The sequence below is a fragment of the Pseudomonas fluorescens genome, assembly GCF_902497855.1.
Classification (GTDB): Bacteria; Pseudomonadota; Gammaproteobacteria; order Pseudomonadales; family Pseudomonadaceae; genus Aquipseudomonas; species Aquipseudomonas fluorescens_BI.
Window position 1 is genome coordinate 45,022 of record NZ_CABVHU010000006.1, and the last position, 11,347, is coordinate 56,368.

At 65.1% G+C, this 11,347-nt stretch carries 11 protein-coding genes; all 11 read left to right on the forward strand.

The genetic code is table 11. The annotated features are described in order from the left end of the window. The first annotated feature begins 31 nt into the window (after window positions 1-31). The 11 genes from F8N96_RS13775 (at window position 32) to F8N96_RS13825 (ending at window position 11,347) form a co-directional block, all read left to right on the forward strand. A complete protein-coding gene (locus F8N96_RS13775) occupies window positions 32-763 on the forward strand; it encodes a hypothetical protein (protein WP_150798263.1) in 732 nt (243 codons plus the stop codon). Continuing rightward, window positions 760-1,518, forward strand: a complete 759-nt coding sequence (locus tag F8N96_RS13780) for a hypothetical protein (protein ID WP_150798264.1) — start codon at window positions 760-762, stop codon at window positions 1,516-1,518. The genes F8N96_RS13775 and F8N96_RS13780 overlap by 4 nt, the downstream gene beginning before the upstream one ends. Then, the gene (locus F8N96_RS13785) at window positions 1,515-2,825 is read left to right on the forward strand and encodes a DUF4255 domain-containing protein (RefSeq protein WP_150798265.1); all 1,311 of its coding nucleotides are present in this window, start codon (window positions 1,515-1,517) and stop codon (window positions 2,823-2,825) included. Before F8N96_RS13780 ends, F8N96_RS13785 begins: the two co-directional genes overlap by 4 nt. Next, the gene (locus F8N96_RS13790) at window positions 2,822-4,735 is read left to right on the forward strand and encodes an ATP-binding protein (RefSeq protein WP_150798266.1); all 1,914 of its coding nucleotides are present in this window, start codon (window positions 2,822-2,824) and stop codon (window positions 4,733-4,735) included. Before F8N96_RS13785 ends, F8N96_RS13790 begins: the two co-directional genes overlap by 4 nt. Further along, window positions 4,732-5,010, forward strand: coding sequence for a hypothetical protein (locus F8N96_RS13795; RefSeq protein WP_150798267.1), 279 nt, complete (start codon window positions 4,732-4,734; stop codon window positions 5,008-5,010). The genes F8N96_RS13790 and F8N96_RS13795 overlap by 4 nt, the downstream gene beginning before the upstream one ends. Further along, window positions 5,007-8,315 (forward strand): DUF4157 domain-containing protein, encoded by a 3,309-nt coding sequence (locus F8N96_RS13800; protein WP_150798268.1) that lies wholly within the window; start codon window positions 5,007-5,009, stop codon window positions 8,313-8,315. The genes F8N96_RS13795 and F8N96_RS13800 overlap by 4 nt, the downstream gene beginning before the upstream one ends. Next, window positions 8,312-8,968 (forward strand): hypothetical protein, encoded by a 657-nt coding sequence (locus F8N96_RS13805; protein WP_150798269.1) that lies wholly within the window; start codon window positions 8,312-8,314, stop codon window positions 8,966-8,968. The genes F8N96_RS13800 and F8N96_RS13805 overlap by 4 nt, the downstream gene beginning before the upstream one ends. A 36-nt stretch (window positions 8,969-9,004) precedes the next feature. After that, window positions 9,005-9,322, forward strand: a complete 318-nt coding sequence (locus F8N96_RS13810) for a LysM domain-containing protein (protein ID WP_150798270.1) — start codon at window positions 9,005-9,007, stop codon at window positions 9,320-9,322. Further along, window positions 9,315-10,439, forward strand: coding sequence for a hypothetical protein (locus tag F8N96_RS13815; protein ID WP_150798271.1), 1,125 nt, complete (start codon window positions 9,315-9,317; stop codon window positions 10,437-10,439). Before F8N96_RS13810 ends, F8N96_RS13815 begins: the two co-directional genes overlap by 8 nt. Then, the gene (locus F8N96_RS13820; protein ID WP_150798272.1) at window positions 10,436-10,954 is read left to right on the forward strand and encodes a phage baseplate assembly protein V; all 519 of its coding nucleotides are present in this window, start codon (window positions 10,436-10,438) and stop codon (window positions 10,952-10,954) included. Before F8N96_RS13815 ends, F8N96_RS13820 begins: the two co-directional genes overlap by 4 nt. Window positions 10,955-11,023: 69 nt before the next feature. Further along, a complete protein-coding gene (locus tag F8N96_RS13825; protein WP_150798273.1) occupies window positions 11,024-11,347 on the forward strand; it encodes a hypothetical protein in 324 nt (107 codons plus the stop codon).

Consider the following 11,347-nt stretch of genomic DNA (forward strand, 5'->3'; position numbering starts at 1 on the left):
GCCGGTGTTTCCTCGATGGAGATCCCTGACTGTGTCCAAGCTTGATTCCGCTGACTGGCTGGCGATCTGGGACCATAGCCAGACGCTGCCCCCCGCACTGCAATCCTGCGCGCTATTGGCGCCCTTGCTGGACGACGGCCTGGCGGGCGCCGAGCGGTTGCCGGTGGGGCGGCGCGATGCCCATCTGCTGGATCTGTATGGCGCACTGCTCGGTCCGCAATTGACCGCCATGGCCTGCTGCGGGCACTGCGCCGAACGCCTGGAGCTGAACCTGAACACGGCCGACCTGCGCCTGGATGATCCGCCCGCCGAGGCGCCGGAGCTGCAATTGGAGTGGCAAGATTACCGCCTGCGTTTTCGCCTGCCGGACAGCCTCGACCTGGCGGCCCTGACCCCGTTGTCGGACATCGAGCAGGCGCGGCAGTTATTGGTCCGGCGTTGCGTGCTGGAGGCTGTGCAGGGCGCGCAACCGATATCAATCGAGGCCTTGCCGCAGGGCGCGCTGCAAGCCTTGAGCGAGGCCATGATCCAGGCCGATCCACAAGCGCTGATTGAGTTGGACATGCGCTGCCCGGCGTGCGAGGCACGCTGGAGCGAGGCCTTCGATATTGGCCGTTACCTGATGGAAAGCCTCGATCATTGGGCGCAACGGACACTCGATCAAGTGCATCTGCTGGCAGCGGCTTACGGCTGGAGCGAAGCGCAGATTCTCGCCTTGAGCCCGCAGCGACGCGCCCGCTATCTGGAACGCGTGCAGTCATGAGCGACTTGCTGTTGGCCCTGGCCCGGCGCTCCCTGCAGCCGCCGGCGATTCGGCCGCGAATCGGCTCGCGCTTTGAAAACGACGCTAGGGTGCCGCGCGATGTCGAGTCGGCGCCGCCATCGCCACCGGCATTCCCCCGCGAACCGCCCACCTCGACTGTGCCGCAACCCGTGCTGGTGCAGCCGAGCCCCGAGCCGTCGACGCCGATGCCGCCCGTTACGCCGGTGTTGCGCCGAGTGGCCTCGCTGCTGCAGCCAACGCCGTCGGCGGCGACCATCCCGCCGCCCACGCCTGGACCGCCGCAGAGCGTGGTTTCGCCAGCGATAGCAGCACCGAAGGAGGCCGGGTTATCGCGGATTGCGCTGCCGCTGTCGCCTGTTGTCGATACCGCGCAAGCGCAGTCACTCCTGCGCCTGGAAACCCGCTTGATCGAACGCTCCCACAGTGAACAACGCATCGAGCGTCACGAGCTGAGTCGGGAGCTGATCGAACGCCGTGTCGAGCGTTTGCATGAGCAAGCGCCCAATGCCACCGCGGCCTCCCAGCCACTGCATGCCCGGCAGGAACCGCGCCCGCCACAGGTCGATGGGCAGGCCGCCGCGCCACGGGTCGAAATCACTATCGGCCGGATCGAAATTCTCTCGCACGAGGCCGCGCCCGCAGCGCGTCGGGAAGAGCCGCCCCGGCGCTTGCCGGCCAAGTCCCTGGATGACTACCTGAGCGAGCGTAACACCGGTGCAGGGCCGCGATCATGAGTTCGCCACTCGGGCTGGCCGCCGCGCTCGCGACGCTCCAGCAACTGCTCGAAAGCGGTCTGGCCGAGATGAAAATCAGCGATGTGCTGGGCGGGGCGCCGAGCGTCACTTGTATCGGTCCGGACCGCATAGATCCCGACGGCGGCGACCAACTGAACCTCTTTCTCTACAACCAGACGCGCAATCCCGGCTGGGCCAACGTCGGCCTGCCGAGCCGCGATAGCCTGGGTGAACGCATCGGCAATCCACCCCTTGCATTGGACTTGCACGTTCTTGTCACCGCCTATGGCTCCGCTGACTTTCACGCCGAGATCCTGCTCGGCGCCGCCATGCAGATCCTTCACGACACGCCGGGAATGGGCCGCGATGCCATCCGCGCGGCGCTCAAGCCGGCGCCGAACAAACCCAATGTGCCCAAGGCCCTGGAGCGCGCCGGGCTGGCCGAGCAGGTTGAGCAATTGCGGATCACGCCGCTCAACCATAGCACCGACGAACTCTCGCGCATCTGGTCGGCGATCCAGGTGCCGGCGCGGCCCAGCGCGGCGTACCTGATCGGCGTGCTGCTGCAATCGACGGCCAGGAGCCAGCGCACGCCGCTGCCGGTACTGGCACGCAACCTCTATGTGGTGCCGCTGCGTTCGCCACGGGTGGACCGGATCGAATCGGTGGCCGGTGCGTCAATGCCGATTCTGCCGGACGGCAGCGTGCGGGTCAGCGGCGCCAACTTCAAGGCCCAGGCCGTACAACTGTTGGTCAACGGACTGGACCTGAGCGCCGGCCTGGGCAAAGTTGAAAACCAGACCCTGGAGTTCGGCTTCCTGGTGCCGGCGCTGCCTGCATCCTTGCGGGCGGGCGTCTGCACATTGCAGGTTGTCCATGAACAATGGTTGGGTACACCGCCAGTAGCGCATGGGGCGGTGCAGTCGAATCTGGGCGTATTCATCCTCAACCCGCAGGCGAGTTTTCTCGTAGAGCCCGGGGCCACCAGCTCGGTGGTCGACGGCGTGACCTACCGCTCCGGCGGCATCAAGGTGACCTGCACGCCGCCAGTCGGTCCGCGGCAGCGGGTACGCCTGCTCCTCAACGAAAAGCACCCGCCAGGCGATCGGCCGGCACGGGCCTACAGTTTCAGCGCGATTGACGGTAATGGCATTCTCCCGCCGGCCGAGCAGAGCGCAACGGTCACCGTCGAATATCAGGGCGTCGCCCAGGGTGCCTACCTGGCGAGGGTGCAGGTGGATGCCGGAACCAGTGCGCTGGTCATGGGCGCCGATGGGCAATTCAGCGCGCCGCAGGTGCTGCCATGAACCAGCGCCGCGATTTCGCCGAAAACCGCCGCGTGCTGACCCAGGCGTTGAATGCCTTCGCCGCTTATTTGAAGGCGCGGTTGGCTGGCGATCCCGCGCCTCTGGGTGCTTATCTGCAAACCCCGCCGGCCCTGGCGCTGTTGAGCGAGCGGTTGCGGCTGAGCCGTTTCGAGCAGGATGTGTTGCTGCTGGCCGCCGCCGCAGACCTCGACCCACGCTTTCGCGACCTGCTGGCTCAAGCCCACGGCGACGGAAACCAACCCTGGTTGAGTTTCGAGTTGGCCCTGCGCCTGCTGCCGGAACCGGAGTGGAGTGCGATCACCCCGATCGGCCGGCTGCGGCGCTGGCAATTGCTCGAGCCGTGCGGCAGTGGCGGGGCGCTGCAAGCGCGGCTGGTAGTGGATGAAATCATCCTGCACCGGATCGCGGGCCTGAGCTTTCCCGACCCGCGTCTGGAGCCGTGGTTTCGTCAGGAAAACCTGGCGGATGCCCCCTTGGTCGCAATCGACAGGCATCAGGCCAGGGCTGGTGTCCTCGAGATCGCCGCCCAGTGGCAGGCGGCACCCAGCCTGGCCGTGGCCCCCATCGCGCGGCTGGTGGACGGTGACGGCGAAAGCTACGCCCAGGCCCTGGCGACAGAGCTGGGACTCAAGCTTTACCGGATGGCCGAGCATGACCTGCCTGCCGGTCCAGCCGAGCGCGAGCAATTGGCGCACCTGTGGGAGCGTGAAGCGCTGTTGCAGGGCGTGCTGCTCTGGTTGCAACCGCACAGTCTGAACCCGGAGCAGGCACAGCGCCTGGGCGAGTTCCTCGATCATCTGCAGTGCCTGTTGCTGATCAGTGGCGACAGCGCGCCCGCCTTGCGCCGCCGTCAATGCCGGGTCACCGTCCAGGGCAGCGACGCGTCGGCGCGGCTCACGCTCTGGCAGCAACAATTGGCTGAGTCAGGCGCTTGCGTCAACGGTGGTCTCGGTCTGCTGGCGGAGCAGTTTCAGCTCAACGCCAGCACCATCCTGCGTCTCGCCGAAGGCTTCAAGGCCAGGCCCCAGGGCGGTGCCGAACACCTCTGGCAAGTGTGTCGCGAAGAAGCCCGACGCGGCCTGGAACACCTGGCCGAACGGGTGGACGCCCGCGCCGGTTGGGACGATCTGGTGCTGCCGGACGCGGCCCTGACCAGTCTGCAGGCGTTGGCGGCCCAGGTCCGCCAGCGCACGCGGGTTTACCGCGATTGGGGCTTTGCCCGGCGCAGCGACCGAGGCCTGGGTATCAGCGCGTTGTTCGCCGGCGGCAGCGGCACCGGCAAGACCCTGGCCGCCGAAGTGCTGGCCAATGAACTGCGGCTGGACCTTTACCGCATCGATCTGGCGGCGCTGGTCAGCAAGTACATCGGTGAGACCGAGAAGAACCTGTCACGGGTATTCGCCGCGGCCGAAAGCAGCGGCGCGATCCTGCTGTTCGACGAGGCCGACGCCTTGTTCGGCAAACGCAGCGAGGTGCGCGACAGTCATGACCGCTATGCGAACCTGGAGGTCAGCTACCTGCTGCAACGGATCGAGACTTACCGCGGCCTGGCGATTCTCACCACCAACCTGAAGCAGGCCATCGACCCGGCGTTCCAGCGCCGCATCCGTTTCATCGTGCACTTTCCCTTTCCCGATGTGGAGGCCCGCAGCGCCATCTGGCAGCGGGCGTTTCCGTCCGATGCGCCGTGCAGCGCGCTGGATATTGGCAAGTTGGCGCGGCTTTCGCTGTCGGGCGGGCATATCCGCAACCTGGCCTTGAACGCGGCCTTCCTCGCGGCGGACAAGGACATGGCCATCGGCATGCAGCATTTGCGTGCTGCCGCCGAAGCGGAGTTCGCCAAGCTGGAGAAACCGCTGCCGGCGGCGGAAGTGGGGGACTGGGAATGATCCGCACCCTCGCTCCCGCCGCCCCGACCATCAGCCTGGCGATAGGGACCCTGGCGCTGCCCGGTTATTCGTTGCGCAATGGCCAGCGCCTGGCCGGCGCCCTGGAGCGCGAGTTGGGCCGGTTGCTGGTCCAGGGACCGCTGCCGGGGCAGGGCTTTGCGCTCGAACAGGTGCAAATTCCCCGCTTCGCCACGCCCGCCGGTGAACGCCCGGAGCGCACCGGGCGGCGCCTGGCACGGCTGATCGCCGAACAGCTGCAGGGGCCGGGACAATGACCGAACACGCCCTTGCCCCCAGTGCCGAACGCGACGCCTCGCCGCCGAAGACCGCCGTGCGCGGTCTGCTGTTACAGCGCAAGTGCGCCTGTGGCGCGGGCGCCGGTAGCAGCGGCGAGTGCGAAAGCTGCGCCGCCGGCCGCGCGCAGAACCTGCAACGCAAAAGCAAGGGTGCCGAGAGCGGGCAGGGCGTGCCGGTTTCGGTCGGCGAGACCCTGGCGCGTCCCGGCCGCCCGATGGACGCGGACACCCGCGATTTCATGGAGAGCCGCTTCGGCAGCGACTTCGCTGCCGTACGCATACACGACGACAGCGCCGCCGGGGCCAGCGCCCAGGAAGTGGATGCGCATGCCTTCACGGTCGGCCAGGACATCGTGTTCGGCGCCGGTCAATACCAGCCCGACAGCGACAGCGGCCGACACCTGTTGGCCCACGAACTGGCCCACACCGTGCAGCAACAAGGCCTGCAACGCTCCGGTATCAGCAATCTGGCCGATCAGGGGCCGCACTACCAGCAGCTGGAGCGCGAGGCCGACTTCGCCGCCGACAGCGTGATGCGCGGCCAGCCCCTGGCCAGCGGCGTGCTCAGCCAGAGCGGGCCGCGCCTGTCGCGCAAAGGCAAGTCGCAAGACTATGAGGTGGAGAGCCGTTACCGGGACCTGGAAATGACCACCGGCCACAAAGTCACGCCGGAGAAGAAAACCACCGCCAAAGTGAAGGGCAAGGACAAGGAGCTGGCCTCGTTCGACGTCGATTTCCTTGAGTTGCATGAGGTCAAGGGCCCGGTGCTCAAGGACTGGCAAAGCAAGGCCAAGGCCAAGGCCCTGCGTGCAATCATCACGTTGCAGGGGGCCAAGGCCCAGGAAGCGGGCCTGTGGCAAATGCGCGTCAGCTCCGACGAGCTGCGTTCGCGCTGGGTCAACCTGCGCGGCTGGAAGATGGGTGATGCGCTGGACGCCGCCTGGCAAAAGGCAGGTGGCGATGCCGAGTTTCCCAAGGTCGGCGGCGGCACCTGCGAGATGGATCACGTCATCGAATTGCAGGTGGGAGGCGATAACACCCAGGAAAATATCCAGGTGCTCGACCGCCTTGATAATGGCATGAGCGGCAGCCTGATCAAGCAGCAGGTGTTCGGCCTGGCACAAGCCATCGCGGAAAAAATCGAGGAGGCTGGCGAGGAGCCGCCGGCGCAGATCCGCCTGGTGTTTGCCGATTCCAAAATGAAGAGTACCGGCAAGTGCGGGCCCTGCTGTGAAACCGGCAAGAAGCTCGGCAAGCCCGGCAAGGACGGGCGTGCCGACAAATCCACGCAAATCCTGATCGACTACCCGGTCATGGCCGGCGGCAGCACGCGGATGCTGCGGGTCAGCGACAAGACCAAGACGCCGCCGATCTTCGAGTCCGGTATCCCGGAAAACGTCGCGGGCGCCGAGATCCTTCCCGGGCTGTTGTTGATGACCCTGCGCCGGGTTGGCAAGGGCAAGGACACCATCAGCGCCGTGATCGACACCCGCGACCGGACGCGCCTGCCCATCACCCTGCCGGCCAAGGGCACGGGCGTGGTGCTGGATGTCGCCGAAGATGGCGGCCTGACCCTCTCCGAGGTGGCGAAGAAGAACGCCGGTATCGCGTTCACCTACGACTACCTGAGCCCCGGGCGCTTCACCAAACTGGACCTGGTGCCCGGCGGGGTCGCCGGCGAGGGCTACATCACGCCGACCAAAGTGCCCTTGCTGCAACGGCTCGAGGTGGCCTTCTCACCCGAGTACTTCCGGCTCAAGGCGCCGCTGGACAAGAACAAGCTGAAGCCACCGTTCGCCGGGGTGAAAATCACCGAGGCCTCCCTGGCCATCGACCTGGCGCCCAAACTGAAGCCGGTCGGGACCGTGGCGTTCGAGTTCGGCACCACGAAGAAAATCGCCGCGAGCAAAGTCGAGGTCAGTGCCGACGAGAATGGTCTGGTGTTGACCGGCGTCCTCTTCGTCTACTTGCCCGGGGTCGATGAAGCCAAGGGCGAGATCAAGTACCAGGCCGGTGCGTGGAGTGGCGGGGCGCATATCGAGTCGGGGCAGATGGCCGGCAAGATTCCCTATGTGAAAAGCGGCGCTGTCGATGTGTTCCTCAAGGCCGGCAAGATCGACGCCAGCGGCAAGGTCAACCTGGAGCTGCCGGGTGGCAACGAGGCCTCGCTGGAGCTCAATTACACCCGCAGCAAGTGGGTGTTCCAGGGGCACGGCAAGATCAAGGTCAAGAACCCCTACCTCAAGCCGATCCAGGCCAGCCTCTGGTACGACGGCGAACTGTTCATCGCCAAGGGCCAGGCCGGATTCGCCTTCTCGGGCCTCGACGGCATCGTGGACGCCACCTACGAAAACAAGGCCGGCAACGATAAGGTCTACGGCAAGGGCGATATCAAGATTGACAAGGGCCGGGCCAAGGGCAATATCGTCGTCGAGTTGCTGCCCAACGGAAAAATCACCGGCAAGGGCAGGCTGTCCTACGAAATCAAGAAGGACATGGTGGCCACGGCCGGCATCACGGTGGACGAACAGCAAAAGATCACCTTCGACGGCGAGCTGAGCTTTCCCGATGTCACTTTGTTCAAGCGCTTCCCGGAGAAAGACGAAAATCAACCGATTTTCTCCGCCTCGGGCAGCATTCCGATCCCTGGTGCCTCCATCGGTCCGATCGGGCTCAAGGTCAAGCTCTGGGGCAGTCTGGGGTATTACTACTATGTAGGCCCCGGGGTGCTCACCGGGGTCAAGGCCACGGTCAAGTTCAGCCCGTTCGAAGCCGACCCGGACTTCAGTTTCAACCTCAAGGCCATCGCCCGCATCCCGGCGGGAGGGGGGATCAGCGGCAAAGTCGGCGCTGATGTGGTCATTGATCTGTACCTCGCCGAGGTCGGTGGCGGCCTCAGCGTCGAGGCCTCGGTGGGTCTTGAAGGCAAGGCTGAACTGGATGGCGAGATCGCCTACAGCAAGGACAAATTCAGCGTCGATGCCAAGGCCTTTATCGGTGGCGCCGTGGTGCTGGACGCGGCGCTGAAGGCCAGGGTCTATGCCGAAGCCGGGGTCTGGCGGTTCAAGATACGTACCGAAAAAACCTGGAAGCTGCTCGGTGGCAAAGTCGACACCGACCTGAAACTCGGCGTGCGCCTGCCGCTGCACTACGACAGCATCGACGGCTTTCGCATGCCCAGGCTCTCCGACATCAAGCCCGAACCCGCGCAGCTCAATCTCGATCCTTCGAAGATGCTTTCCAACCTGTTCGGCAACGCCAAGAGTGAGGAGCACGAGGTATGACCGGTTTTTCCAATTCGCCGAAAGTGCTCAAGGGCGGGCTGATCCTGATCGACCCGGCCAGCGGTGCCGTGCTGCGGGTGATCGCGCTGCAGTACAACCCCGACCTGCTGACCCGCAGTCTGCAACCGCAGAGCACCGGCGGCAGTGCGGCGATCAGCGAGCCGCTACGGTTGAAGGGGCCGCCGGTGGAAACCATCAAACTCGACGCCGAGATCGACGCCACCGACCAGCTGGAGTTCTCCGATCAGCACCCCGGTGCGATCGAAGTCGGTATCCACCCGCAACTCGCAGCACTGGAAACCATCGTCTACCCGGACAGCAACGCCTTGATCCGCAACAACCAGATGGCGAACGCCGGCACCCTGGAAATCGTTCCGGTGCAAGCGCCGCTGCCCTTGTTCGTGTGGAGCAAGGAACGCGTGGTGCCGGTGCGCATCACCGATTTTTCGATCGTCGAGGAGGCGTTCGACGTCAACCTCAACCCGATTCGCGCGCGCATCTCCCTCGGCATGCGCGTGCTCAACATCAATGACCTGGGCTTCGGCGACAAAGGCGGGCACCTCTACATGGTTTATCACCAGAGTCGCGAACGCCTGGCGCGCAAGGCCAGCAGCGCGACCTTGGCCAGCCTGGGCTTGAACGCGCTTTTCTAAATCAACGGCTAGCTGCAGAACTGAAGGACTACCGCTATGAGCGAGCGCTTCCCACCCAACAGCCGTTACTACCCGACCGAAACCGCCGAGCTGGTCCAGGCCGACGGTCGACGCGTGGTCTACCTGCGGCGGCGCTTCGTACCCGACCCGGCAAGCTTTGTCACCTTGCAGATCTACACCGTGGTCGAGGGCGACCGGATCGATCGCATGGCCGCGGCGGTGCTCGGTGATCCAGAACAGTTCTGGCGCCTGCCGGACGCCAATGGCAGCCTGCACCCACTGGAGCTGGAAGAGCTGGGCCGGCAAATCCGCCTGACCTTGCCCGAAGGCATGCAGGGGCCGGGCGATGCTTAAAGGCATGCATGTCTCGTTGCTGGTTGGTCCGGCCATTCCGTTACCGGTGCCCAAGCCGCTGATCGATGCCTTGCAGAGCATCCAGGTGACCTCGGCGGCGGGCGCGCGCAGTGGCTTCCAGATCAGCTTCGCCCTGCAAAACAACTCACCGCTGCACAGCCTGTTGTTGCTCACGGGCGGGCGAGTGCCCTGGCTGCGGGTGTTGATCGTGATCACCCTCAACAGCCTGCCGATGGTGTTGATGGATGGCCTGATCACCCGCCAGGAAGTCAGTGGCTCCAACGACCCGGGGCAGAGCACCCTGACCATCACCGGGGAGGACCTGGCGGTGGCCATGGACCAGCAGGAATTCAACGGCATTCCCTATCCGGCCATGTCGGCCGAGGCGCGGGTGGCGCTGATCGTCGCCAAGTACGCGATCTTTGGCATGGTGCCGCTGGTGATCCCGCAAATCTTCAGCGATGTGCCGATCCCGGTGGAAAAAATCCCCACCCATGACGGCACCGACCTGGCCTATGTGCAGAAGCTGGCCAAGGATGCCGGCTACGTGTTCTACGTCGAACCCGGCCCGCTGCCGGGGATGAATACCGCCTACTGGGGCCCGGAGATCAAGCTCGGGATACCGCAACCGGCGCTGAACCTGGGCATGGATGCCCACAGCAATGTCGAGGCGCTGTCGTTCAGCGTGGACAACACCAAGGCCAGCCTGCCGATCGTGTTTATCCAGAATCCGTTGACCAAGTTCCCGATTCCCTTGCCGATCCCCGACATCAGTCTGCTCAACCCGCCGCTCGGTGCGCTGGCGCCGATTCCCAAGTCGATCCATCTGCTCAAGGACACCGCCAAGCTCTCGCCGATGGCGGCCTTGTCCAAGGGCTTGGCAGAGGCGGCGGGCTCGGCCGATGTGGTGACCGCCACCGGTTCGGTCGATGTACTGCGTTACGGCTCGGTGCTGAAGGCGCGCCAGCTGGTCGGCGTGCGCGGCGCGGGCAGCGCCTTCGACGGTTTGTATTACGTGAAAAGCGTGACCAGCAATTTCAAGCCGGGCGAGTTCAAGCAGAACTTCACGCTGACCCGCAACGGCCTGATCTCGACATTGCCGAGGGTACCGGTATGAACGCTGAGCAAGGCAAGTACTACGGCAAGTTTCGCGGTGTGGTGTTGAACAATATCGACCCGATGCAGATGGCCCGCGTCCAGGTCCAGGTGCCGGATGTGCTGGGGCTCGGCATCTCCAGCTGGGCCATGCCCTGCGTACCGTTCGCCGGCCAGCAGAGCGGGATGTTCGTGTTGCCGCAGATCGGCGCCGGGGTCTGGGTCGAGTTCGAGCAGGGCAACCAGGATTACCCGATCTGGGTCGGCGGTTTCTGGGGCAGCGCGGCGCAGTTGCCAGCCCTGGCGCTGGCGGGGCTGCCGGTGTCGCCAAGCATTGTGCTGCAGACCGGCAACCAGAACGGCCTGACGATCTCCGACCTGCCTGGGCCCACGGGCGGCATTCTGCTCAAGACCCTGACCGGGGCGATGATTTCGATCAACGAGACAGGTATCACCATCAGCAACGGCCAGGGCGCGACGATCATGCTCAACGGCCCGGCGGTGAATATCAATCAAGGCGCATTGACGGTGATTTGAAATGAACGGTTCACGCCATCGCCGGCCTGGCCCACAGCCGTACCCGGCCCTGACAGGGGAGGATTGCTGATGCCCGGTTTTCTCTTGCACCTGGGCGCCACCGTGATGTGTAGCCATGGCGGGCAAGCAACGCCGACTGCGCCTTTTGCGCGGGTGACACTCTCTGGTCAGCCTGTGACAACCCTGGCCGCGCCCTACGTGATTGCCGGCTGCTGCATGCCGCCACCACCCGCCGGCAATGGCCCCTGCGTGACCGGCCAATGGCTGGTCGGCGCAACCCGGGTGTTCGCGGGTGGGCTGCCGGTACTGCTGCAATCGAGCACCTCGATCTGCGTCCCCACCGGCACGCCGATGATGGTCACAGTCACCCAGCTACGGGTTTCAGGAGTCTGA

What these genes read in the sequence shown, in the direction of transcription:
- F8N96_RS13790 (WP_150798266.1), top strand. Translation starts at nt 2,822, where the DNA reads ATGAACCAGCGCCGCGATTTCGCCGAAAACCGCCGCGTGCTGACCCAG.
- F8N96_RS13810 (WP_150798270.1), top strand. Translation starts at nt 9,005, where the DNA reads ATGAGCGAGCGCTTCCCACCCAACAGCCGTTACTACCCGACCGAAACC.
- F8N96_RS13795 (WP_150798267.1), top strand. Translation starts at nt 4,732, where the DNA reads ATGATCCGCACCCTCGCTCCCGCCGCCCCGACCATCAGCCTGGCGATA.
- F8N96_RS13815 (WP_150798271.1), top strand. Translation starts at nt 9,315, where the DNA reads ATGCTTAAAGGCATGCATGTCTCGTTGCTGGTTGGTCCGGCCATTCCG.
- F8N96_RS13825 (WP_150798273.1), top strand. Translation starts at nt 11,024, where the DNA reads ATGCCCGGTTTTCTCTTGCACCTGGGCGCCACCGTGATGTGTAGCCAT.
- F8N96_RS13820 (WP_150798272.1), top strand. Translation starts at nt 10,436, where the DNA reads ATGAACGCTGAGCAAGGCAAGTACTACGGCAAGTTTCGCGGTGTGGTG.
- F8N96_RS13805 (WP_150798269.1), top strand. Translation starts at nt 8,312, where the DNA reads ATGACCGGTTTTTCCAATTCGCCGAAAGTGCTCAAGGGCGGGCTGATC.
- F8N96_RS13785 (WP_150798265.1), top strand. Translation starts at nt 1,515, where the DNA reads ATGAGTTCGCCACTCGGGCTGGCCGCCGCGCTCGCGACGCTCCAGCAA.
- F8N96_RS13800 (WP_150798268.1), top strand. Translation starts at nt 5,007, where the DNA reads ATGACCGAACACGCCCTTGCCCCCAGTGCCGAACGCGACGCCTCGCCG.
- F8N96_RS13780 (WP_150798264.1), top strand. Translation starts at nt 760, where the DNA reads ATGAGCGACTTGCTGTTGGCCCTGGCCCGGCGCTCCCTGCAGCCGCCG.